Raw genomic sequence first — 24,362 nt, forward strand, 5'->3', positions numbered from 1 at the left:
GCAGCCGGCCGGAACAACCAGCCGCTGCGCTGGGAAAGATGCCGCCGCACCCGATCGGAGCATCGGGGCGCGGATAGCTGGATGCTTACCGCGACAATCCGATCGTCACGTACTTCGTGTCGGTATCGAACGTGAGCGGATCGTCAGTGCCCGTCGTGCTGTTGATCGTGATGTAGGCATACCGTGCGGCACCTGTCGAATCGGTGTACTTGTAGACCTTGGCATGCTCTACCGAATGGTTGGCCAGGTCGGGAGCGCCAGCCGCAGTGAGTGCCTGCACGATGCTCACCGGAGCGTCCGTCTGACCGTCATTTCCCGTGAACGTGACGATCCCGTTGCTGGCGAACGTCGCCGTACCTGACTGCGTACAGTCCTCTACTTCGTCGAACGTCTTGCCGTTCAGTTCGCTCAGGTCGGTCACCTCCACCATATCGCTCGACACATAGACGTACTGGCCCGGCTGACTGGCCGACACAGATCCAACGCCGTTGGCAGTGCACAGCTCACCGACGCGGTTGCCAAGGACGCTCACGATGGCAGTGAATTTGCCGCGAGTCGCGAACGAACTGACATTGCCGCTCGCATCGAGATTCGCCTTGGCAACGTACGGGCCACGGTTCGGATCGGCGATAGCGATACCGAAGGTGTTGTCGAGATTGAGCGAGGTGCCCATCGGTGTCGCGGTGATGCCCGGAGTCGTATAGGCAATCGCCGAGTAAGGCGTCTTCGTCATCGCCGTGCCAGCCTGCGTGTGCGTGACTGCATCGGCTTGCGTCAGACCCGCGGCATCGAGCGCCGCCGCATACTGGTCGAGTAGTGCGTCATTGGCATCGCCCGCGCTGAATTGAGAATTCAGCGGATTGAAGCCGCTCGCAATTGCCAGCTTGCCCGGCAGGGTTGCGATCGCAGTCTGGACCTTCGTGAGCGCGCTCGCCAGGTTGTCGGCCGTAATCGCGCTTGACAGGGCGCTCGACGTAGCGGCATCGAGTGCCGACGCGTTTCCATTACCCAGCACGCCGACGATCAGATCGGTGAGCGGCGTAACGTTGGTCGTGCCGGGTGCGGCGGCGACCGAGTGCAGCGCCGACGCAAGGGCCGCACCGTTCGCCTGGCCACCGGCGACCTGCGCGACACACGGGTAGTCCGCCGACTTCAGGGTAACGGAATAGGTGCCATCGGCGGCGGTCGTGGCTGAAGCCGCTGCACCGGAAGCGCATTTGAGCGACAAGGAGCCGCCGACGATCGGCGCGCCAATCGCAGCGGTGCCGCTCGTGGTGACGGTTGGGGTCGTGTCGCCCGCGCTATTCGTACCCGAATTGCTGCCGCCCCCGCCACAGGCGGCGAGCGCCGCGCACAGGGATGCCCCAAGCGCGAATCCGGCGATTCTCTTGTTGATCTTGTTTTTGTTCACTGCGAGGTTCCTTTTCAGGTGGCTGATGAAGAAAGGTGACAGGGAATATAACGGCATTCATCCTTAAAAGTTTAATGTCACCCTGTAAAGTCCTTAAGTTTTTAAGGGTGTAGCCCAACCATTCAGGTTGAATGGAGAGGGTATGAATCAAGTCGATCTGGACCAGCTCGCCCTAGTGATAGGGCGGGCGATTGCGAAACATCGTGTGGCAAGCGGCTTCACGCAGGAGCAGGTGGCCGAGGCGCTGGGTATCGGCAACGAGGCTGTCTCACGCATGGAGCGCGGACTGGTGATGCCAACCGTCGCGAGACTGGTGGAACTGGCCGAACTGTTCCAGTGCAACGCGGCTGACCTGCTGACGGAAGCAAGTAGCCGCACCAGCGATCAAGCGAAGTACGTCGGGCAGTTGCTCTCGAAGCTCGGGGGCAATGACCGGACGATGGTGGTGGAGATTGTCGAGCGGCTGGCCGGACGACTCGCGAAGCGCTGATGTCAGTTAGTAGTCGTCGGGCAGCAAAATCGTCGTGACCGAGCGGTCGGCTTCCGTAATGATCCAGACCTTCCGGCCACCAGGCAGGTCGTAGCTCGACAGCAGGCGTTTGCCCGTGAGCAGCGCCAGTTCGTTCGCAGTCTGGTCTTCGACCGGAAGGCTGCCCCAATCGCCATGAATATGACGGGCGAGTAGTAAGATTGCCGGTATGCCTGCCGCTTCGAGTGCTCCTTCGGCTGCTGGCGTGATGGCGGGACGGCCCATCGGAAAACGAGGTCCATTCGCGTAGCGGCTCATGCGCGGCGCTCCTGCACGTAGCTGGCGAAAGGCCAGACCGGATAGCGACGACTCGTAGGCCGCTCCGGGCGCGCGACACTATCGGGCACGACGTCATCGAGATGTTCGATGGTCGTGCTCGATCTATCCCACTCGGTGATAACCAGGATGCGGGTCTGGTCCGGCAGGCGGTAGAGCGAGATCAGGCGCAGGCCAGCCGAGATTGACAGGTCGTTCTGCTGGCGGTCTTGGTCGGACACCGTACCCCAGTCGCCCGCGACATGCCTGAGCAGGACGCTCACGACCGGAATGCCGTTCGCATTTAGCGCTGTGAGCGCGCCTGACGTAGCGAGCAGACGCCCGGGACGGAAAAGCGGTTTGAGCCACATAGGCTGATTCATGGTGATTTCTCCAGAAGACGGACGAGCACGGGCCTCCGGATGAACCGGATAACGTGATCGCGAAAAGAAGGTAGGAAGTGGACGCGCTCGCGTCGGGGTCAGGACTTGAGCGGTCCGATCTGGCGGCGCAGGGCTACAGCCTTCGCCTGCGAGCATCCCAGGTGGCGGCGAATGTCGGCAACAGTGGGCCGCACCAGGCCATTGGCGATGTCTCGCACGAGTTGCTTCAGGTGGTTATCTATTAGGTCAGATGCCGACGGCGGCGGACTGGTCGCCAATGTTTCGCGACTATGGGTTCCGTCGGGGTGACTTACCGTGACCGGCGTAACGGCTGGATGAGACGCGTTTGCGACTGATGTGATCGTGGGCGGAGTCGTGTCAAAAGAACCCCTTACTGTCGCGACTTCGGGCGTCCTGGCGCCCATCGCGACAGGCAACGACGACGGTCGAAGTGCTACCGCCCACAGCAGGCACGCTACACCTTCCAGCACGGCGGCGAACAGTGACCCGAACAGCAGGTCGATACGGGAGGCGGAGACGCCCAGTAACGCGGCGAGTCGTGACGTGACCGGATCGGCGCGTAACGCGTCGCGTCGGGCGGTGACCCGGTCGTCGGTGGCGTGCTGACGTCGAATGTCGTCCGCTTCGGCGTTCAATGCGTCTACCCTGGCGGCGAGCGATGTGCGACGGGCCTCCAGCGTGGTGCAGATACCAGTGCAGTAACGCGCATTGACCGTGGCGAGTTGCGCTGTCGCGACCGCACGTTCCGCCATGACGTTCGTGAGACTGCGACCGGACGTCTGGACCGGCACAGTCGGGACCGCCAATACCCGCAGGTCACCCGCATGCTGCTGGGACGTCACGAAGAAAACCGTATGGCCGATACACGCGGTCATCAGACACGCGCCCCATAACGCGCTACCTGTGACGCGAACGAGGAACGACGATTCCCTGAGCAACGCCGGTAACAGGTGCGCGCTGGTGACGAGCACCAGACCGATTGCGACCCAGGCAAGTCGTTCCTGGAGTAACCCGCCGCGCTGCCAGCCTGCCAGAACGGACAGACTGAGCGTAGTCGTCGTCGCCACGACGGCCAGAACGAGGGCAATGCGACGAGTCATGCAGCCTTGCCGCCGAGCTGTACGGCCTTGCGCTCCATCTTGTCGCGCAGCGTTGACGGTGTCGAGCCGCTTGTTACTGGCGGAGATGGAGGGAAGTTGTTCGGCGCGTCACCAGAAGTCTCTTGTGGGTAGAACTCGTCGACGACTGCGCCACCATCCTCGATACTTTCCTCGAACGCCCCGTTACTGAATCCGGCATGCGCAGCAGTATCGAGCGCCGCCTGGTCGAAGCCCGACGCGCGGCGACGCGCATCGAGTTCGCGCGCCCCAACGATGGTCTCTTCGAGCGTACTTCCGCTACGCACGTTGAGGTCCACGTAGTAGATCGCCGAGCGGTAGCTTTGCGTCGTTGATTTTCCTCGCAGCTTTAGCTCCAGTGGCAGACACGAGAGCAGATTGCCCGACACTGCACTGAAGTAATGCAGACGCGCGGCAAGTGTCCTAATTGAGTTGAAGGAGGTCGTTCTAAAGACGAAGCTCCCGAGTTCATCCTCGTCGCCGATTGCGACGTTCAGCCGCCCGAAGGGTTTGCAATTGCCTGCCTGTCCGAACGCGCAGGCATCCGGTGTCGGACAACCCATGCCGGTGATGCCGCCTTCCGTGACCCGCCTGCAAGTCTCGCCGTTCCCTACACAGACGGGGCGGCCGGTATCCCGGTCGAACAGCGAATACTCGGCCCGAAGGTTGAGGCTAGGATCGTTAAACAGGAAGCGCACGGGGATCGCGCGTAGCTTGCCTGTTGTAGCCTTGCGCAACGATTCGTTTAGCGGATGCAACAGCCAGTCTCCTCTTTGCTGCACCTGGGTTGTGATCGTGAACGCGTCGTCTTTCTCGGGGAGTCGCTTCCCGTTCTTCTCGACAATTCTGCCAATCGATATACGGCCGATAACGGGAGGCGTAATACTGAGGCCCTTGAGCATGCTGGTTCTCCGGTAGATAAAGGAAAGAAATGGGAAAGCTGCGGCGAAGAAATTCAGACGGATACGAGAAACCGGCGCGAGCCGGGTTTCGTGAGAGCGTACTGCGACGAGAACTCAGGGTGATCGACAAGCAGGCGTTTGAGATCGACGCCAGAGCCGTCTCTGCTGCGTTTGAACGACACCGAACCGGTCTCAAATAGCGCCCGGTCGGCTTCGCGCATTGCCTGCTGTATCGTCTGCTTGAGCACCGCTTCCTGTGTCTCGCGTTGCTCGATGTCGGCACGTACCGCAACCAGATCAGCGAACACCGACGACAAACGCCGGTCATCGCTAAAATCAACCGTTCCGCCCGCGCCGGGATATAGGCAGCGCAATGCGCGATCGGCAGATTCCGAACCGTCCGCAGGCGGTGGTGTATCGGTTTCGACGTATTGCCAGAACGCAGCTTCGAGTTCGATCAGACGAGCAATGACCTCGTCGTCACGTTCGATGCGATGGACTTCGAGCGCCTGGCCGCACAACAGCACGGCCACATCAGCGGCACGTTTGCCAGTCACGGCAAGTTGGTGCTGAACCTGGAGAATCACATATTCCGGTACACCATCACGCCACAGCCGGGCGCCGAACTCGCCCGCCGTCTTGCATTCGAGAACCTGCACGCCGGGTACGCCCACGATCTCGCGATCAAGGTTGGCCAGCATGAACGGGATGGTCGGGTGACGAAGTACCGCATTGACCCTGCGGACGCGGTTGCCCGTTTGCTGCGTATAGGCGGCAGCAACGATCGGCTCTAACAGGTTTCCCCAGTAGGTTGGGGATTTGGTGTCGCCGGAATCGGGTCGTGGGAGTCCGTCGCCCCGTCCGGTCTTGTCAAGCCAGAGCTCAAGGGCACTTGTGTAGGGATTCAGGCCGACCGCCGCTGCGGCGTCTGATCCACCAATGCCCGTGCGGCGCACGGCGAGCCAGTCTTCGCGGCTCAGATCGTGAGTGCTGACCAGCCTCAGCGCGGGACCCCGCGAGGCCGCTGCCGCTTCGAGGTTTTTCATATGACCTCCGGAAAAAGAAAAGCCCGGCAGGCGAACCTGACCGGGGCATGGTGGTGTGATGATGGATTGGCGAAAGATGAGTGAATACGGGAGCCTGTAAAGCGCGGGGATAAAGTCACGTCAGGTTTGGCTGTGTGCGCGCCACTGCGTCCTGCAGGGCATCGAAGGAGTAGGTGACGAGCTCGCCGTTTCCGAGGTACACGGTCGTGCCTTGCGCCCTGATCTGCAGAACTGTGGCGTAACGGCATCCGAACCGTAACCCTGTTCCACGCGGAATCTGGATCCTTACGCCGACCGCGAGGACCGGTGCGTCGTCGAGGCCGTTCATCACACGACAAGCCGCAGCGCTTCATCCCAGGCTCTCTGCTTGAGGGCGGCACCGGTACCGAACCATGCAGCATCGCGCCGATGATCTTCGCTGCGAGCGCGTCGATGGTGATCGCAATATTCCGTCACCGCATTCAGAAGTCCGAAGGCTGTACCGGACGCCGATGCAAGCGTAGCTCCCATGCCCTTGCCGGCATACAGTGACTGCACGGCCTTGATGGCGGAATCGTTGGTAGCCGGCACTGGCTGACCCGAGCCGACCGGATACGTCAGCACTCGACGTAAGAATGCTTCCGCAGCTGTATCGTTGACCTTGCATTCGGACAGGGCTTTCATCCTGGCTATGAATCCGTCCCAGCTGGAAATCGCTATGCCAAGCTGACGCTTGACTGCTTGGGCGTCGAACTGGCTACGGTGCGGCACCTTCACGGCCCCTGCCGAATCGCCGAGCGCGATTTGCAAGGTGTTGTTACAGACGACTCGCACGGAAGTAAATTGAGCTGTTGTAGCCAAACTGCCGTCGCATGAGGTCGAGAGCAACAGATAGCCGTTCACGGTGTCCTTGCCTTCGAGCGACACGGACTGGCCGGTACGGGCCAGCGCCCAAAGCTTTTTTCCGTCTTTGAGTACCCCAGCGGTTTCAAGGTGGTAGCCCCCCGCCTCGACGAGATCGCGGTAGAACTCAATCAGCTCAATGGGTTGCACAACCGCATACCTCGCAGACACTACGGACAACGGCATTTTGGTATCGGACCGGTAAAGCACCTTCTGCTCGGGGAAGGCGTGGATTGAGCCCAGGTTGGAACCGGCACTACCGGAGACAAAGCGGACTTCGGTTTCCTCGATACGCCAGTTCATACCTGCCTGCTGCACCCAGACTTCGAGCGGCTGATTGGCGGACAGCTGGTTGCCCAGACCGTGCCAGGGCGTTTCGTCGACATAGGCCATTGATTGAACGAGATGCATGATTGATGTTCCTGATTAAGAAGGTGAGAAACAGACGGCACAAATGCGTATAGCCCTTACGGGCTATACGCATGTCATCGAATAGCGGGATGAGAAAAACGGAAGAGCTGACGGGTTAGGACGACTGTTGCTTGCTGAAGGCATGGCCGCACTCTTGGCACTCGTAGTTGTCGAGCACGTGCGTGTCGATCTGCTCGCCTACGGCAGAACCAGCGGCGCAACCGGCAGCTCCTCCGACCAAAGCTCCTAGAAGTGCGCCGGCTAGTCCTCCGAAGATCGATCCGACCGGGCCTGCGACCATGCCGAGGGCCGCGCCAGCTTCGGCGCCGCCGAGTGCAGCAGCGGCACTGCCGGTGGCACCAGCCGCAGCACCGACGGCACCACCGGCCTTACGGGCGTAGTCGCGAGTGGCAATGCGAGTGGAGTTACAACGTGGACAGGAAAGCGAATAAATGATATCGACCTCATCAAGGGTTAGAGCAACGGCACGGCGTTCGATCGTTTCGAGGGCCTGCTCAATGAGGTGATATATGTTTGAGACTTTTTAGAATATGGGGACGGGCAACCGCAATACACGCCTCCATTAAAGTGTGCGTGTCAAGTTCCGGGGCCGTTCCAGCGAAATCGTGCGTGTCGGTCGCAAGTCATCCAGAGTAGTCTTCAATTTCATCGGCCGGTCGAGCACTTATGTCGTCTTGAAGCGCGTTATCCTATTGTCAGGCCGACCTCTACGGAGTGCGCGGCAAGCGCGCACGACCGGCGGCTCCCATATCGAGACTTACGACATGAGCGTGATAACAATCAGGGAAAATCTTCTGACGCATCTAGATGCTGGGATCGGAAAGGTCGTCGCGAGCGACGCATATTTTCACGTGTCTCTTCTGGATCGCCTTCCAGACACGTTGCGGCGCAGTATAAGCGAGGGTATTTCGCTGACTAGCCTGACTCCCGGGAGCGATTTCAACGTTATCCGGGTAGGACTCTCGATGTCGAATATGTCCCTGCTCGACTACCCGGGGTTCTTCGACGAGGCGTTTCCCGTGCTACAGCGCAGCTGGTCTGTCGATCTAGATCATAAGAAGTACCGATTTCGGAGCTACGAATCGTCAATCAACCCTCCGATCTTGCATCGTAAGGAATTACTCATAGCCCGCGATCACCCGCGCTGGGAAGCTTTCAAGGAGTTGACCGATGTGGCTGAGCAGATCGGGCTATTCGATGATCCAGCTCGTATTGGCTTCCGCCAGACATTTGAAGCTCTGATCAGTCAACGTGGCTACCTCTTAGCGGATCATGAGCTCGTGCCGATTGCAAACCACGAACCGGAGGACTCGCAGAGCGCGAGCAGTAGCGGTCTAATAGAACGCCATCGCACTGCGTTGTCTCGATACAGCTTCTCGGCACCAATACAGATGCTTTCGCGCTTTGGATTTCTCGACGGGACGCGCTCGCTGTTCGACTACGGTTGTGGCCGAGGGGACGATATAAGAGGACTCAAGGGGCTCGGCATTGACGCAGCGGGCTGGGATCCGCATTACGCGAATGAGCAGCCGATTACATCCGCATCAATCGTTAATCTTGGGTTTGTCATAAATGTGATCGAGAATGTGGCTGAACGTGAACTCGCTATTAGAAAATCTTACTCTCTATCGGATGAGATTCTTGTCGTATCAGCCATGCTTTCAAATCAGGATTCTGTCCGCGGTGTTCCCTACGGTGATGGCGTCCTAACTTCGAGAAATACTTTCCAAAAGTACTACTCGCAATCGGAATTAAAGGCCTTCATCGATCGCGTCACGGCGAACGACGCCATAGCGGTTGGGCCGGGCGTATTTTTTGTCTTCAAAGATAAGGATCAGGAGCAGCGTTTTCGTTTTGCTCGAGTCAAAAGTAAGCGGCGAATCGTCCCGCCCATGTCCTTGGCGCGTCCAATGGCTCGAGCCTCTGCAGAAAATCCTGTTGCTAAGCGCCGGACAAATCGCTTCGAGCTGTTGTACGAGCGCCATCGGGAGTCTCTCGATGAACTCTGGCGACTTTGCCTGACGCTCGGTCGTGATCCGGTCAGACACGAATTGCAGGGGCTGCAGCAAGAGCTTAGCGAGTTCGGATCGATCGCTGCCGCGATCAGGTTTCTCAAAGAGACAAAGGAAGATGCCGCGCTCCGCCTTGAGCAGGCGGCCTCCTCGCGCACCGATGATCTCTGCGTCTACTTCGCGTTACTGCAATTCGACAAGCGTGCCCCATACAGCAGACTCGAGCCCGAACTCCAGGCTGACGTGAAAGCATTCTTCGTCAGTTATCCTCGAGCACTTTTCGCTGGCAAAGAGCTACTGTTCAGCTTGGCAGATGTGGCGCAGATATCTAGTGCGTGCATTCGCGCGGCGGAGGAAGGTCTAGGATGGCTGGAGGACGGTGTTTCTCTACAGCTCCATACGGGTCTCGTTGATCGACTGCCTCCAATCCTGCGAGCCTATGTTGGTTGCGGTACGGTTCTTTATGGCGATGTCACGAGCGCAGATCTGTTGAAGATTCACATTTCATCTGGAAAGCTGACGATGATGAAATTTGACGATTTTTTTGGATCGCCTTTGCCGCGAATGATTCAGCGAGTAAAAATTAATTTGCGTAAGCAAGAATTGACCATTTTCGATTACGGGGATGACTATCCTGAGCCGTATCTATACAAGAAATCCCGCTTCCTTAACGAGGAATCCCCTTTTTTTGCCGAGCAAGTGTTGTTTGAGTCTACGCTGGATGAGTTGGGGATGTTGGACTTTGATGGCTATGGACCCAATGCGGAGGCGTTTAATAAAAAAATCGATGAGAGGAGATTGGCTATTGATGGCTATAAACTGATTCGATCTAAATCGATTCCATCATTGGACCAAAAGTGCGGGCGTTATTTAACGTTTCGAGAATTAATTGAGTGCGGCGAAACGCAGGCGGCATTAGATATCGAGAATATGCCACTTGAGCCAGAAAGCTTTAACGCGATCTTTGATCTGGCTTCCCACGTTATTGACCCAGTTATCGAGTACTTTGGTATGGTGAAGCTGACGTTTGGCTTTTGTTCTCCGGCGTTGGCAACGAAGATAAGCGGGCGTATTGCGCCAAAGTTGGATCAACACGCTGCACACGAGAGAACGCGTCGTGGCGGACATATTTGTGACCGTCTCGGCGCGGCGTGTGATTTCCTCGTCGAGGACGAGGATATGGCCGTCGTTGTCGAATGGATCATAGATAACGTGAAGTTTGACCGCCTGTATTTTTACGGTGGCAAGCGGCCCATTCACATCAGCTATAGTCCGACGCCAGCCCGACAAGTGATCGATATGATCGAGATTTCGGAGGGCAGGTTGGTGCCGAAGCGCCGCCGCATAGGCATCTGACTAGGCCGCCGTCGAGGCAGAGCAAGGCTGCATGAGAAACATGACCATGTCGTACTGTTTCGTGCATAGAGGCATGAGCATGCGGCGCTGAAAGAGCCTCTGAGCGAGTAACATCTGCGGGTTCGACGCTGTGCAACGATGCGAACCTATGAAAGAATTGCCATTTCCGGCCGATAACAATGTACGACTGCGGGGGATTCAAAATGCATAAGGAGATATTGTTTGCGCCGTCGTCTTTACGGCGGCGGCAAGATGCTTCGGGGCTACTGAAATCCTGTTAGTGAACGTCCAATTGGCAGCCCTTTTGCATTCGCCGGTTGATATTTACAACTTATACCTCGTCGCGCTCATGGCTCCGCGGCCGCACGGGCGCGTCTATATCCGGCGTTGCGTCAGGTAACCCGAGGGAGACCAACATGATTGATTCTGAACAGCATGGGGATGCGAGCTCGTTTGCACTGCCCTCAGCAGCTTGGGTTCGGTTTCTTCGAAGCTATGGCCCGACACCGAACAACTTAACGATGTTCGATGAATACGTGGCAGGTGCGCTCGCAAGGGCCAAGGTGCAGCCCATCGACTTATCGACGCCGTTGCTGGAGGCGATGGTTGAGCATGTCGCTTCCAAGGTCCCGGGTTCTATCTTGATCGCGGGTACCGCAGGCGACGGCAAAACCTATCACTGTCGCGCGTTATGGACGAGGTTGGGCGGCGATCCGAAAGAGTGGTCGAGCAAGGGCAACATCAAGGAGCTCAGACTTGCGGACGGTCGTTTAGCTGTTTTTATAAAGGACCTCTCCGAATTTAACGGCGAGGAGAGCGATCTGCCGTTGCAGCGGCTTGAAAAGTCTGTATTGGGAAGCGACGACTCCGAGGTGGTTATCTTGGCTGCTAACCACGGCCAACTGCTCGACCGCTTGCGTGATTTGGGCAAGCGACAAGACCGGACACATCCGCTTCGCAAGCCCCTGCAAGAGCGATTTTTGCAAGCGGGTCCGGCACCCCATCGGCTCGCAGTATTCGACCTTAGCCGCACAACTAGTCGAAAGACGCTCGAAGAAATCGCCAAAGCGGTAGCAGGCCACCCCGAGTGGGAAAATTGCAAGCGTTGCTCGCTCAAGGCAGCAGGTAAGGTCTGCCCCATCGACGAAAACCGTCGCCGGCTCCTCGGTGAATCCGATGGCGGACAGCTTGCACACCGTTTAGGTGATTTGATCGAGATCGCGCGCCTCAACGGACTTCATCTTCCCGTTCGCGACCTGCTTGCTCTGTGCTCGAACATGGTCTTGGGCTACTCGGATGCTAAAGATGCCAAGGAGAACCTGATGACCTGCGCGGATGTGGCCAAAATCGTAGATGGCGGCGACATCGGCAAAGCGAGTATCTACGCCAATGCATTCGGGGCAAACCTGCCTAAGCGGAGAGCTTCTGATCGTCCCGTCTTCAAGGCGATGGCCAGCTTCGGCGTAGGGGAGGAAACTACCAACGCCGCTGACGGCCTCTTGGTCTACGGGAAGGACGATTCTCGACTTCAGGCCGACTTTGATCGGCTAGTTGGTGGCGACCAAGTTTACGGAGCAACCTCAAATTTTCGTGCTGCCCAAAACACGTATTTGGAGGGGTACGAAGGCGCTCGTCTGGAAGGCGGCTCGTCCGAGTTCTTGGAGATGCTTGAGGCACAGCGCCGCAGGCTCTATTTCACCGTGCCGGATGCCGAGACCGGCTATCCCCGCTGGTCGATGACCGCTTTCCACTTTGCTGGCGACTACTTGGAGATGATCGAATCGTTGAGGTCTAAGAAGCCCGTCAGCGAAACGGTCCGGGGGCGTATCACCAAGGGACTCAACCGGGTCATGACAGGCTTGCTTTTGGAAAATGTCGACCGTATCTTCATTGCCAGCTCCGGGGGCTTCACGCAAAGCCGCGTTAGCGTGCTCTGCGACCATGAGACGCCATCCCGCCGGCAGGGTGGGGTTGGCATGGCAATTAGGCTTGACGAAGAGACTAGCCGTCCGCAGCTTGATGTTTCGCTCTCGCCCGGTCCGGGCAATTCCGCTGTCTTTGACCTCACGCCTATCCGTCACGAGTTCCTGTCGCGTGTAGCCGCCGGCGCGTTGCCAGCGAGCTTCTCTAACGAGTGCCATGAAGATCTGTTGGCCTTTAAGGCGAAACTGCTGCGAAAGGCGGAGATTGTTCGCAACGCAAGGCTCGCCGGCGACGACGACGAAGTCGCTGGAGAGGCGTCCGCGCTCACGCTAAATTTCATTGACATCGAACCGGGAGGCCGTGGCTTCGCTCGTCCCGTAACTGTGAGAGCCCCAGTATGAGCGAGATCATCAAGCGCCCAGAGATCAAGAGCGTCGACTTTTGCGTCGACGAGAACATTTGGGGTCACCGCCTTTACGACGAGCAGCTTCCGCATTTGACTGTGCTTGAGTTTTTGGGCGTACTCGGTTCGAACCTGGGCAGGCCTTTACGCCCTCAAGAGGGTCTGGGTGGCGCGGTCAAATTTCAACCGCAGCGTCAAATCCGGCTACGCGGCTTACTCTTCAACAACCCTTATGTCGAATCCATCTCCGAAAGCGCTCTACCGGACGCGGAGAAATGGAAGCAGTGGTTTGAGAAGTTTGACCAGGGCAAGACGGGCAACGGCGACGATGACATGGCCTACCTGCGTCACTCGTTCTCTAATTTTGACGATTTTGCCAAGTCCATCGAGCTGTTGCGCTCCTCGTCGTTCGAGTCCCGTAGCAACAAGCGTTGGAGCTCGAAGTTCGTCTTCCCTTTTGGTCCCGACGCCCTCTACGAGGACTTGGAAATAGACTCGCGCGGGAAGATGAGCAATGACCGCCGCTTTTTCGCGCGCACTGGCGAGCTGCTCTATCTAATGCTCTCGAGAGCGAAACGGGGAGCGGAGCTCGGCGACACCTTGGCGAGGCGCCTATTCGACCGTGAGGCTCCGATGAATCGGCTGGCGCGTTCACTGCAAGGTATACCTCAGCTAGCTGACGACCCACGGTCTTCCGGATATTTGCCCGAGGTTGCCAACGCGCGTTTTGATCAAATTTGTGAAGACTGGCTATCCATTCTCGGCAGGGACATGCCGATCTACGATGCCTTGGAGCACCTGATTTCCATCTCAGGCCTCAATATGCTCCTTTACTTCCTCGAGCGGGCCAAGCGGATCGCGGGCGACGACGATCCTGTTGAGATCGTCTGCGAAATCGTTTCCAAGGAGCGCACGAAGGTTAGAGCACTCTCGGGCGATAGCTACCAGTTCAACCAGGGGTTGCCCGCTAAGGCAGTGCGCGCATATGTCGAGTCGATTCGGCAGGATCCCTTCTGGAGCAACGCTGCCTCGAGCGAATTCCCGGAGGCTGAGCGAGTGAAGCTTATGCGCGAACGTTTCCAGTGGCCGTCACTAGATGGGGGCGACGACGAGGACTACACCGGAAAGAGTCCAGACGTCCTTGTCGGAGATCTCATTGAGCTCGCACTCGCCCGCCACGAACAGCACGTCGGGAAGATTCACGCGTCGTGGTCGCGTGCGATCGGACTCAGTTCGCGACGGCTGTCTCGCCGAACAAGGTACGCCCCCAATGACAGATTGCTTAAGTCGATTGTGGTCGCCATCGTGGAAGATCGCATGCAATTTGATGAGTTTCTTGCCGAAGCCAAGCGGCGCTATGGCCTAGTGTTGGGTGACGCAGAAGGTGTGCGCTTGGTCGATGCCAAGCTAGTTGACCAAGAGGAGCTCAGCGAGAACCGAGACAACCTGGAAGCCAGACTTGTTGGATTGGGTTTGGTCCGCAGGCTTTCTGATTCCTGCTCGTTTGTTGAAAATCCGTTCGCGTTCAAGGGAGAGGCGGAATGCTGACCGATCGCATCATTGGGCGCGTCGGCGCAGATATCCTCGCCAAGCGCATTTCGAATCCTGACCAGCCGGGTGATTCGGCGGCGCTCTTTCGGCTTGACAAGCTCTCGGCTGGCCAAATCGCTGCAGTGGCGCGGGCAGTTTTGGCCAATCCTGAACTACTCGCCCGCGTGGAGCTTATGATCCCGGAGGCGTTGGTCGAAAGCCAGGGCCTCCCAGCAGAGATCTTGATCCCTCACAACGCAGGGTATGTACGCAACAACGCTGTAACTTCCAAGGCGGCAATTCTCACCGCCAATGGGAACGAACACAACCTTGCAGACACACTGGGCCATGTAATGGCCATTGGCGCCAAAGAAATGCGCGCCAATCCGGAGCCGTGGGTTGAGGCTTCGTTGTACGCGGGCGGCCTCTCGCCGGTCCCAGACGACCGTGCAGTATTTCATGCAGCGATTGGCGGACTGCTTTCCTCCTCCGAACTTTCGCTTGTCCAGCTTGGCGAATTTTGTTCCGACATTGTTGAAGCCATGTCTACCCGAGGCTTGGCCATCCGCGACGCGGTCGGTTTCGCACTGCCTCGAGCGGGGCTTCCTAGAGACAGCTCTTTTTTCTCGAACGCCAAGACGTTCGGGGTGACACGCAAGCCTTGGCAGAAGGCCTTCATCAAACTTTTCACGCAGCGTGCGCCACTGCTCAAGAAGCTTCGGCAGAACGGGCAGTTGCTCGACCCTGAAGAGCTTTTGGAGCGCATCAAAGCTAACGAGTCGGATATCGCCGATGGTGCGCGACAGGCCTTGGAGGAATTCGCTGCCGCTCCCGCTGGCGATCTTGAAGCGGCAACGGCACTGGCGCAATTCGAATGGGAAAGTGACGGCGTCTACTTGGCCTTCGACAAGCCCAAGGAAAAGCAGTTTGGTTTGGCGGACTCTACGATCCGGTTTTTCGACCATGACTGCGATCAGGAGAATTCCCTTGATGACGAGAGCCGCACACTCCTTGATGACCTGAAATCACGCGAACGCCGTTCTGACTTTAACGAGGAAGACGAGGAATTCTTCGTTAAGCATCGTCGATTGATCGAGCAAGACGCGAAGCTCTGCGCCCGTTGGGAAAAGGCGTTGTATGGCAAACCCATCGAGTGCAATGACTTCTTTGACGGCTTCGCACGTGTGGTCAATAGTCTACATGCGGGCCTGCGTGATCCAGAGGGTGAGCGCATCTTGCGCTTTACTGTCACCAAGGGCCGGAAGGAGTGGCGCGAGCGCTTCAATTACGACGCTGGAACGTACTTCTCTGCGATGTACCGCGGTTTGAAGGAGCTGATGGGCTCCAGGGCGGATTGGAAGGTTGAGCGGCTTGGCAACGCGAACTTGCCAGACCCACTCTTTGACTACGAAGCCTTTTTCGCCAAGGAAAAGGAACTGCGCAACGACAAGAAGAACAAGGTCCGACCGAACGCTTCGCTTTCTCGAGCAGCGTTGCAGATCAAGTTCGACGTCGCATTGGTGCAGGTTGCCGATGGCAAAGAAACGATTTTGGCCAAGACTCAACTCCTGTGGAGCTACAAGCCAACATCGATAGGCTTATCGATGGTTGCCGACATGCGCCGGCTCCTTGAGAAGGGCGGCGTCGGTTGCACTGAGGTTTCGCGCAGGCTCGTGAGCAAGAAAGGCGGCGTCCAGAACGTCTCGCTGCTCGACACCGGGACCTTGGAGGCTACCTATTCGACGGATGCCGGCTCGCTAGTTCCCGCGGCCAACAAGCTGCGCAGCCTTCGTCAGGACATAAAAGGGCGAATTAAGGAGCTTTCGGAAGATAGCCGGATTACGCCACGGCAACGCGATGAGATTCGAGGCGCGTGGGACGTGTTCGAAGAGCAGTACATCAAGGCGATGGAGGACTTCGTGTCCACGGGCGTCCATGGCGAGGCCGTTATGCGTCAGGCGGAGTCCTTTGGTGCACTCCTGACGTCCTTGATGGCTCATGCGCGCGGTGATGTTTGCCGTTCGCTCTTGGTCTCCGAGGTCCTCTCGGTTGGTACAGTCCGTGTGGCCGGCGACAATCCCGCGTTGATTATCCCTCCGTGGCATCCTGAGCGCATGAAGGCGCTGGCGGTAAAGTCCCGGCGCGTGGCGGGCTTCGCCACTCACTTGCTGTCAAGCGACAGCATTCTTTATGGCGACCGCGAAATCTTCATGCGGGAGCTCTCCGACGAGATTGCGCACCCGTTTTATCCCGAGATCGCTATCCTCAAACGCACAAGTACATCAGCGCTCGTCTCGGAAAGCAGCACGGTCAACGGCTATAGTCTTTTGGAGTCGCCCACACGCGGCACCGAAGACGCGATGACCGATGTCGAACCAGCCGCCGCCGCGAAGCAAGCACGCGAGCTTTTGGAGCGCTACGTTGGATTGCAGCCGCATGAGGCCTCCAATCTGAGCGTAGTGCTCTACAACGCAGATGCCGCAGAGTTGCCCCTGGCGACTGTACGGGAGCTCGCGTCGATTCAAGCCGATGGAAAGCTCCAATGCAGCGTGTCGGTGCGCCACTCGGATCCGGCAAAGCTTCGAAGCGTTTATGGCGAACTGGTGAACAAGGCTGGCGATGATCCAGATCTGCCAGTGGTTAGCGAGACGAGCGACAATTTCATCTCGAAATTGCGCATTTCCGTGACTCCGATTTCGGCTACTCCTGGCGAAAGTGAGCAGGGATTTAAAGCCTTCGACGTGGCTTTCTTGCATGACGTGGTCGCTCGTGCGGCACAGACGGATTGGCTCCCGGTTGCGTGGACAAACGACCGTCCCAACTTGGATCATGCCCCATCGCGATTGTCCTATCGTAGCGTCTCGGGCGAGAACGAACTCAAATCGACGACATTTTTGACCTGCCCTTGGCAGACCGCGTCGGGCTGGGCTTACGTCTCCGCCGTTGCGGCGGTCGACCGCGACACTGATGCGTCGCCCGACGAGAGATACCTGCCCGCGCGTCGTATCTCGCTTCAAAGCGCCGCCTTGGCCGGTATGATCAAGGACGCGCACGATCTAGCAGAATGGGTGGCAACCTACGATGAGCTGCTCGATAAACGTCAGCTCCAACACAACAACATCACGGTGGTACGCTACCGTCGTGGCTCCACCAACGGCCGCAACATGATCGTCAGCTCGACCTCCGAGCTACGGCTACTCGGCGTGCTTGTACGCCGTCGCTTGGAAGAGCTGAATCTTCAGCTCGATCCCGAACAACTTGAGGCTGCTGCCGCCAAGGCGAAGCGCGACGCGCTTTCTGTCTCCGGTGACATTGTGCTTCGCGCGGCTAAGCGTGGTGTCTCTGCAGGCGAAATGATCGGCTTGGTCCTCAGCCGCTACTTGCTCGCGGAGGAGTTCAAGGCTTCCGCCGCTGGTGGTCAAATACTGACTGCATACTTTCTGCTCGACGACTATGCGAGCTGGCTGTCGCAACCTGAAAGCCGCATCGCCGACATCCTCGCGCTTAATGTCGAGGAGCGAGACGATGGAATCCGTGTCGTTATTTCGATCGTCGAGTCGAAGTATGTTGGAGCAGACGGACTAGCTAAGGCCCGCCGAGATTCTAAGGACCAACTCCTGGCAACGTTGAGCATGTTCCGGGAGGCTCTCTTTGGCGCCCCGGGGCGCCTCGATCGTGACGTGTGGCTCGCTCGCTTGGCGGATATGCTTATCGACGCCGAGATCCCGCCAGGCATGACGGGACTCATGGAGCGGGCAAGGGTAAAGCTGCGCGAAGGCGACGTGGAGATTTCGCTCCGCGGCTACTCACAGGTCTATGTTCATACCTCGGATGCAGGCTCCGCGTCTGCCTCCGACCAAGAGCTGCTCGACGACGCCGAAGGCGTTCAAGCTTGGCAGGAAGTTTTTGACAGGCATGATCTGCGCAAGCTTGGCGAGGCCTATGCGAAGGGGAATGGCGGTTTCGAAGCCAGGGCTGGACTCGGCCCCCACCAACCATGGGCTGGGCACGGTTTCAAGAAGCCAGCTGCGCGGGTGCCGTGGCTCTCGGCTATAGGCCAGCTCGCCAATGGTCTCTTAGTGTCTTCCGACGACGAAGCTCCAGCCATTGTGGCAGATGCAAGCAGCTTGCCTCAATCAAACGGCCCCGTGGCTGAGCACCAGGCACCGGTGCAAGAACAGGTCGAAGCCTCAACCAACGCAATGGTGTCGGTGCCGGTCCCAACTCCAGCATTGTCCACCGATCTTGGCTCTTCGCTTTCTGCTCTGGTAGCCGCCAAATTTGCGGGCGGAGCGCGAGCGGACGCAGAGCGGGAGGGGTGGGCCGAGGAGGTGAAAAAGAAGCTTAAATCCGCGCTGAATAGCTACGGTCTGCAGGCCGCCATTCTAGGCGTGCGTTTGACGCCGAACGGCTGCTTGGTCAGATTGGCAGGCTCAGACAGGCTGCGCGTCGAGGATATCGAGAACAAGCGCACCCAATTGCTGACCACTCACGCGATCAATTTAGTGACGGTTCAGCCCAAGCCTGGCGAGATTGTGGTGACGGTCGCCGGCTCCAAGCGTCAAGCGGTATCGCTCTGGGAGCTGTGGTCGCGTCGCGAGCTCAATCGCAACGTCGCCGGCATCAACACGTCATTCCTCTTGGGGCTCCAAGAGATCAACGGCGCGTTGCTATATCTGAACCTCGGAGCAGAGTTCGGTGGCCTCTCCTCCCACGAGCCGCATTCCCTTGTGGCAGGTGCCACCGGTAGCGGCAAGTCGGTACTGATCCAGGCGCTGCTCTTGGACATCGCCGCGACCAACTCGAAGGATCTTGCGCAGATCATCTTGATCGATCCGAAGATGGGCGTGGACTACGCGCCGCTTGCCGAACTGCCGCACATGCGCAGCGAGATTGTGACGACAAAGGAGAAGGCAGCAGAAGTCCTCGAGGCTTTGGTTCAGGAAATGGAGGAGCGCTATCGCGCCTTCGCTAAGGCGCGCGCGCGCGACCTGCCGACCTACAACGCCAAGGTCTCGGCCGACGAGCGTTTGCCCATGGTCTTCCTTGTGCATGACGAATTCGCGGACTGGATGCTCGACGACGGATACAAGTCTGCCGTGGGCGCCGCGGTACAGCGATTGGGCGTAAAGGCTCGCGCTGCCGGCATTCATCTGATCTTCGCAGCGCAGCGCCCCGACAAGGACGTCATGCCGATGCAATTGCGCGAAAATCTTGGCAACCGCCTCATCCTCAAAGTTTCAAGCGAGGCCACCTCCAAAATCGCGCTCGACAGACCGGGCGCTGAGCTCTTGCTTGGTCGTGGGCACCTTGCTGCGAAGCTCAACGGCGAGCAGGGGTTGGTGTTCGCGCAAGCCCCCTTTCTGTCTGACGATGATATCGCCGCAGCGGTGACGGCGATTTCCCTCGACAACTCCCCAAAATCAGCGCATGGCACCACTTGACATTCCAGATGCCTCTTCAACCCCGGGATCGTCTCGTGTGACCACGATGACGCGGCTCGTGGCACACCTTGCGAGAAACAACACGAGCGCGCTCACTGCCTTGTTAGGCCCCTCGATCATGGCCTTGCTCGGCAAGATGGGTACAGATGTGACAAGTCCAACGGGTCTCGCCTATTTCATCGTTAGCTTGCATGGCGAACGCGGTGCGTTACGAAAGCAGGACATTCGAAGTCTCTTGCTGTCCAAACTGGACAACTCGGAGGCACTGGATCTGTGCGACCTGCTTCAGATGCCGGCGATCTCGCCTCTCCGAACGTTGAGTGCCATCGACTTCGACGCAGAGCCAAGCAACCTGGAGATTCTCGACAGGTGGTATGGTGTGGAGATTGACGAGCTCGAGGAGCCCCTTGAACCGTCCGAGGGGTCTCAGAAAACGATTGCCTCGCACAAGCTCCACGCGCATCAACTAAATGCATTTCGCGAGCTTCGTCGAGCCATCGCCAACCCGCCCGTATCCGTTTTGGTCCATATGCCATTCGGAGCAGGAAAACTTCGGCTTGTCGTCACTGCAGCGCTCGATCTCTATCGTTCGGAGGCCGATGACCGCTCGATCATCTGGCTGGCGCCAGGCGCAGCCATGTGTGACGAGGCCTTCCTTGAATTGCAGGAGGTGTGGCGACAACTGGGTTCGCGCGACACTACCATTCTCCAGCTCTACGGTGACCACCCGGTGCGCGACCTAGATCAGCTCGGAGGGGCAATAGCAGTCATCGACATTCTCCAACTCAGCAAGGACAACTCGGCTCTTGAAAAGCTGGGATCCATTACATCGGTTGCCGTCTTCGCAGATGCAGAGAATCGTGTTCATCCTGTCGGGGCCGAGATCGTTCGAAGGATGTCCGCGGGTGGGAAATTCAGAGCGGTGGGAATATTAGCGACATCTGGCACCGCCTTTCCCCCTGGAGCCACTCAGAGTGCTTTGATGGATGCCTTTCCGGACGCTTGCATCACGATCGCGGCGAACGACGGATTGCAGTCGCTGCGTCAGGTTGGCGATTTCACGGACATCGACGGTACGGTGGTGAATCTCACGAGCGCATCGCCCACAAGCGCGCCGGCGGATGCCTTATTCCCTCCGACCAACGACGACGCACTCGATTTTGACCACACCTACGTCAACGAGCTGGGCAACAACGTTGAACGCAACGAACACCTCTTGAAAATTCTAAAGAAGGAGTCCAAGGGTCGGGGACGCGTTGTTTTCTATGCAACAACAGCCGAGAACGCACGGCTTTTCGCCGGCCTTCTGATGGTCGAGGGCGTGAAGGCCAGAGCCGTAACTGCGGACGAATCTCCAGCGGCACGCGACCTTGCGCTGCAGAAATTTGTCGCTAGAGATGAGAAGGTCTTGTGCGTCCACGGGTTCTTGCTTCCAAGGAACTCCGTTCCTGAAATTTCCGTATGTGTGATGGCGTCGCCTGGCAAGTCCCGAGCAGCGTTCCTATCCACAGTTGGGCGGCTCGTCCAAGCCCGAGTGGCAGATCTGCCGCGCTTCAGACTCATTGTGGCAGCCGACTCACAAGCCGATGCCGGTTGGTTGGAGTCGTTGAGCACTTGGTCCACGCTGCATACCTAGGAGGCCACATGTCTTTTCCAATTATTCCCCAGAACCTGTCAATCTCCGCCATGCGAAGCTCGGGCTATCGCGACACCGCGCACGCGTTGGCCGAGCTCATTGACAACGCGATCCAAGCAGGAGAAGGTACTCAATCCCGCACCGAAGTCGAGGTAATCTGTATCGACGAGGTCCCGGCCGAAGGGCGACGTCAGATATCCCGCCTCGCGGTTTACGACAACGCCAGCGGCATGACCCCCAGCATGCTCAGGAAGGCCCTTCAATTTGGCAACGGTTCGCGCCTTGACAAGGCTAAGCAAAAGGGTATCGGCAAGTTCGGGATGGGATTGCCGAACTCTTCAATCTCTCAATGCAAGAGGGTGGATGTCTGGACATGGCAAAATGGGTCGGTTTATCACGCGTACTTGGACGTACAGGAGATTCAGGACGGACAAATGACAGAGGTTCCAGAGCCTCAGCCCTCTGAGATTCCTTCTGAATGGCGGTCATTGATTGCAGGCAATCGCGAAGAGCATGGCACCTTGGTCGTCTGGAGCAAGTTGGACCGCATCTCTTGGAAGCAAAGTACGACTCTGTTGCGACACACAGAATTCATCAGCGGGCGTGTGTATCGGCACTTTATCGACGACAAGTCTGTTCGAATTCGCCTTGCCGCCTATGAGGGCAAGACTAAGACAACGGTCTATCAGAGCTTTGTGCGACCCAATGACCCGCTTTACTTGATGTCTGGCACCAATGCCCCGGCGCCCTTCGATCAGAAGCCGGCCTTTGTGCCGTTCGGACAACCGCTGGTTCTCCATATAGGGCATGGTGGCACAGAGCACCCTGTGACCATCATGGCGTCGATATGTAAGCCGGAGGCGCGGCGAGAAGGAGGTACCAAACCTATCGGTCAGCACGCGCAAAAAAATCAGGGCATCTCGGTCGTGAGATCGAGGCGGGAGCTGGAGCTCAATCACAGCTTCACGAACTCGTATGACACACGCGAGAGATGGTGGGGAATCGAAGTGCAGTTCGACCCGGGTTTGGATGATGTCTTTGGCGTCACGAACAACAAGCAGGCCGCGACGGGTTTCACACGCCTGAGCATCGAGGAAGACGCGCTGGAAGAGCGGCTCAGCGTGAAAGATTATCAGGAGACGCTCGAGCAGGATCGAGACCCACGGCTTGCCATGTACCGCATCAGCCGGGAGATTGAGAAGCTGTTGAACTCGATGCGCGGGCAGGTGGCCAAGATGCGCGAAGGTGAGCGAATGCAGTCCACCAAAGAGCGAGCCGAGAAAAAGGCCGAGAAAGCGGCCACCGAGTCTGTGATGAGACGCAGAGAGCGGGTTGGGGATACCGGCCGGAGCGACAAAGATGAACACGCCTCCGCCGACGAACGAGCATCCGCGCTGACTGCCGATATCGTCCAGGATGGCGTAGAGGAGGCGAAGGCTCTGGAACTCGCCGTGGACTATGTCAGCAAGAAGATTAAATTCCGCTTCAAGCACGCCGACATGTCTGGTTCGCACATCTTTGACGTTTCCACTTCCGGGGGCGTGATTCTGGTCACCCTGAACAGTCGTCATCCGGTGCACGCCCGGCTGTTCGAGGCACTTCAAGGGGAAGACGGACCGGAGGCTCAGTACGCTAGGGATGTTCTGTCGCTTATCGCCGCTTGGGCCCGTATGGAAGACGAAGCGCCGAGCGAAAAGATGCGAGTGTCGATCGAGGATACTCGCTTTCAGTGGGGGCGAATGGCCATGGACTTCTTTGAGATCGAGAATTAGCCGTGGGCGGGCGCGAAGCGATCCGTGGGTTTGCGGTTCAAACCCTAATCTGCCTGCTCGACTCGCTCTGGGCGGACGGACAATGGACGGCTGTTACGCTAGAGCCGGACTCTGACAACGATAAGGTAGACATCTACTGGGAGTATGCAGATGGTTCGACTCTTGCTCAGCAGGTCAAGTCCTCCAAAAATCAGATCGGCAAAGGCGATGTCGTCGTATGGTGCAAAGAGCTCAAAGGCTCCAACGCTGCAAGCAAGTACCAACTGATATTGGCTGGACCGATCGCAGCTGCCGTTTTGGGTGACGCCCCCTTCGATGACGTCGAGGTGCCAACTCCGACTTCGATGGACACGCTGGCCCTGCTCGACCAGGCCATCACGAAGGTAGATCGCTACCTGACCGCGAAGTCCATCGAGCCGCTTGCCCTACCCTTGCGCGAGTCGTTGATCTATGAGCTCGTCGCTCGCTTGCTGCAGGCGGCGATACAGGGAAAGCGTATGCCGCGTGAGGAGTTCGATGGGTGGTTGCTAAGCGGAATCACGGCCTCCTATCCGCACGCGGTCAGTCAACGCCTGACTACGAACTGCAACGTATTGTGGAGCGTGCTAGAAATTGCCGGGCCAGTGGTGGTTTCGGACCGGGCTTTCGAGCTGATACTCCCGCTTACCGTCGTCAATGGCGGAGCCTCCACTGCCGTCGTGGAGATGTTTCTGCTGCGCGTGTGGTCGGCCACGCGGGAGATGCGCTACCGGCCCGAGCGCGTCGTTCCCGAGAAACCAGAGGAGCAATACGCCGCGCGACGACGGCTTGGGCGTCCATTCGGAGATTTCGCGATCGCCCCCCAGTCTTCGGTACAACAGTCCGTTCTGTTCGTCCCAGTTCAAAAGCCGGGATACGAGGCGAATGAGTGGCCTCACGGTGACTACCAACTCGAATTGTTCGTCAAGTACGCAGCTCAGGCAGCCCTGTGTTCGGTCAAGAGGGCGACAATCAAGATCAGGATGGACGAGTTTTCCGTCTTGACGTCCGGTCAGACACAGTCCATCTCCGTCTCCAATCTGGACAAGTATCTGAGCCTGTTATGACCTAAATATGGGACATCGCGTAGGGGCCGTTGCCTTCGTAAGGGCGGCCCAACCAGAAGAGTCCCCTGCAGCCATGTCCCCATGTGCGGTACGCACCGACAGCGACAGTGACGGCGCGACGGTAACCTAAGCCAGTCGCCGATCGTCTCAGTCCGAATCGTCGCTGTACCGTGCTCGCTCACGTAGGACGATGTGTTCCCAAGGTAGTCCGCAGCCAAACCC

Annotated in this window: 16 protein-coding genes; 8 read left to right on the top strand and 8 right to left on the bottom strand. The window is 58.1% G+C overall.

Annotated features, from left to right (window positions below; genetic code table 11):
• Positions 1-85: 85 nt before the first annotated feature.
• Positions 86-1,411: a hypothetical protein gene (locus HV770_RS14600; RefSeq protein WP_175160599.1), complete on the bottom strand. Its 1,326-nt coding sequence runs from the start codon at positions 1,409-1,411 to the stop codon at positions 86-88.
• A 142-nt stretch (positions 1,412-1,553) separates the two neighbouring features.
• Between HV770_RS14600 and HV770_RS14605 the strand changes: the two genes are divergently transcribed.
• A complete protein-coding gene (locus HV770_RS14605) occupies positions 1,554-1,901 on the top strand; it encodes a helix-turn-helix domain-containing protein (protein ID WP_175160601.1) in 348 nt (115 codons plus the stop codon).
• Between the two features lie 6 nt (positions 1,902-1,907).
• Here HV770_RS14605 and HV770_RS14610 read toward each other — a convergent pair whose 3' ends face one another.
• The 7 genes from HV770_RS14610 to HV770_RS14640 form a co-directional block, all read right to left on the bottom strand.
• A complete protein-coding gene (locus HV770_RS14610; RefSeq protein WP_175160603.1) occupies positions 1,908-2,198 on the bottom strand; it encodes a hypothetical protein in 291 nt (96 codons plus the stop codon).
• Complete coding sequence (locus HV770_RS14615; RefSeq protein ID WP_175160605.1) at positions 2,195-2,578, bottom strand: hypothetical protein; 384 nt, start codon at positions 2,576-2,578, stop codon at positions 2,195-2,197. The genes HV770_RS14610 and HV770_RS14615 overlap by 4 nt, the downstream gene beginning before the upstream one ends.
• Before the next feature lie 98 nt (positions 2,579-2,676).
• A complete protein-coding gene (locus HV770_RS14620; protein ID WP_175160607.1) occupies positions 2,677-3,699 on the bottom strand; it encodes a hypothetical protein in 1,023 nt (340 codons plus the stop codon).
• Positions 3,696-4,619, bottom strand: coding sequence for a recombination directionality factor (locus HV770_RS14625; RefSeq protein WP_175160609.1), 924 nt, complete (start codon positions 4,617-4,619; stop codon positions 3,696-3,698). Before HV770_RS14625 ends, HV770_RS14620 begins: the two co-directional genes overlap by 4 nt.
• A 53-nt stretch (positions 4,620-4,672) precedes the next feature.
• The gene (locus tag HV770_RS14630; RefSeq protein WP_175160610.1) at positions 4,673-5,665 is read right to left on the bottom strand and encodes a YqaJ viral recombinase family nuclease; all 993 of its coding nucleotides are present in this window, start codon (positions 5,663-5,665) and stop codon (positions 4,673-4,675) included.
• A 115-nt stretch (positions 5,666-5,780) separates the two neighbouring features.
• Positions 5,781-5,993, bottom strand: coding sequence for a hypothetical protein (locus HV770_RS14635; protein ID WP_175160611.1), 213 nt, complete (start codon positions 5,991-5,993; stop codon positions 5,781-5,783).
• On the bottom strand, positions 5,993-6,958 hold the full coding sequence (locus HV770_RS14640) for a DUF932 domain-containing protein (protein ID WP_175160613.1): 966 nt from the start codon (positions 6,956-6,958) through the stop codon (positions 5,993-5,995). The genes HV770_RS14635 and HV770_RS14640 overlap by 1 nt, the downstream gene beginning before the upstream one ends.
• Before the next feature lie 995 nt (positions 6,959-7,953).
• Here HV770_RS14640 and HV770_RS14645 point away from each other — a divergent pair.
• From HV770_RS14645 to HV770_RS14675, 7 genes are all read left to right on the top strand, one after another.
• Positions 7,954-10,347, top strand: coding sequence for a DNA phosphorothioation-associated putative methyltransferase (locus HV770_RS14645; RefSeq protein WP_217468604.1), 2,394 nt, complete (start codon positions 7,954-7,956; stop codon positions 10,345-10,347).
• Positions 10,348-10,763: 416 nt separating this feature from the next.
• Positions 10,764-12,671 carry an AAA family ATPase gene (locus HV770_RS14650; protein ID WP_217468605.1) on the top strand — a complete coding sequence of 636 codons (1,908 nt, stop codon included), beginning with the start codon at positions 10,764-10,766 and terminating at the stop codon, positions 12,669-12,671.
• A complete protein-coding gene (locus tag HV770_RS14655) occupies positions 12,668-14,221 on the top strand; it encodes a hypothetical protein (protein WP_175160616.1) in 1,554 nt (517 codons plus the stop codon). Before HV770_RS14650 ends, HV770_RS14655 begins: the two co-directional genes overlap by 4 nt.
• Complete coding sequence (locus HV770_RS14660) at positions 14,215-19,647, top strand: FtsK/SpoIIIE domain-containing protein (protein ID WP_175160618.1); 5,433 nt, start codon at positions 14,215-14,217, stop codon at positions 19,645-19,647. The genes HV770_RS14655 and HV770_RS14660 overlap by 7 nt, the downstream gene beginning before the upstream one ends.
• 37 nt (positions 19,648-19,684) lie before the next feature.
• Positions 19,685-21,283 carry a DEAD/DEAH box helicase gene (locus HV770_RS14665; protein ID WP_175160620.1) on the top strand — a complete coding sequence of 533 codons (1,599 nt, stop codon included), beginning with the start codon at positions 19,685-19,687 and terminating at the stop codon, positions 21,281-21,283.
• A gap of 8 nt (positions 21,284-21,291) precedes the next feature.
• Positions 21,292-23,055, top strand: a complete 1,764-nt coding sequence (locus HV770_RS14670; RefSeq protein ID WP_175160622.1) for an ATP-binding protein — start codon at positions 21,292-21,294, stop codon at positions 23,053-23,055.
• 2 nt (positions 23,056-23,057) lie between these two features.
• The gene (locus HV770_RS14675; RefSeq protein WP_175160624.1) at positions 23,058-24,140 is read left to right on the top strand and encodes a hypothetical protein; all 1,083 of its coding nucleotides are present in this window, start codon (positions 23,058-23,060) and stop codon (positions 24,138-24,140) included.
• Positions 24,141-24,362: the final 222 nt, after the last annotated feature.

Origin of the sequence: Paraburkholderia fynbosensis (assembly GCF_902859935.1) — a bacterium.
Taxonomy (GTDB): Bacteria; Pseudomonadota; Gammaproteobacteria; order Burkholderiales; family Burkholderiaceae; genus Paraburkholderia; species Paraburkholderia fynbosensis.

Coding starts and splice junctions, on each gene's coding strand:
- HV770_RS14605 (WP_175160601.1), top strand. CDS start 1,554: ATGAATCAAGTCGATCTGGACCAGCTCGCCCTAGTGATAGGGCGGGCG.
- HV770_RS14610 (WP_175160603.1), bottom strand. CDS start 2,198: ATGAGCCGCTACGCGAATGGACCTCGTTTTCCGATGGGCCGTCCCGCC.
- HV770_RS14615 (WP_175160605.1), bottom strand. CDS start 2,578: ATGAATCAGCCTATGTGGCTCAAACCGCTTTTCCGTCCCGGGCGTCTG.
- HV770_RS14620 (WP_175160607.1), bottom strand. CDS start 3,699: ATGACTCGTCGCATTGCCCTCGTTCTGGCCGTCGTGGCGACGACGACT.
- HV770_RS14625 (WP_175160609.1), bottom strand. CDS start 4,619: ATGCTCAAGGGCCTCAGTATTACGCCTCCCGTTATCGGCCGTATATCG.
- HV770_RS14630 (WP_175160610.1), bottom strand. CDS start 5,665: ATGAAAAACCTCGAAGCGGCAGCGGCCTCGCGGGGTCCCGCGCTGAGG.
- HV770_RS14635 (WP_175160611.1), bottom strand. CDS start 5,993: ATGAACGGCCTCGACGACGCACCGGTCCTCGCGGTCGGCGTAAGGATC.
- HV770_RS14640 (WP_175160613.1), bottom strand. CDS start 6,958: ATGCATCTCGTTCAATCAATGGCCTATGTCGACGAAACGCCCTGGCAC.
- HV770_RS14645 (WP_217468604.1), top strand. CDS start 7,954: ATGTCCCTGCTCGACTACCCGGGGTTCTTCGACGAGGCGTTTCCCGTG.
- HV770_RS14650 (WP_217468605.1), top strand. CDS start 10,764: ATGATTGATTCTGAACAGCATGGGGATGCGAGCTCGTTTGCACTGCCC.
- HV770_RS14655 (WP_175160616.1), top strand. CDS start 12,668: ATGAGCGAGATCATCAAGCGCCCAGAGATCAAGAGCGTCGACTTTTGC.
- HV770_RS14660 (WP_175160618.1), top strand. CDS start 14,215: ATGCTGACCGATCGCATCATTGGGCGCGTCGGCGCAGATATCCTCGCC.
- HV770_RS14670 (WP_175160622.1), top strand. CDS start 21,292: ATGTCTTTTCCAATTATTCCCCAGAACCTGTCAATCTCCGCCATGCGA.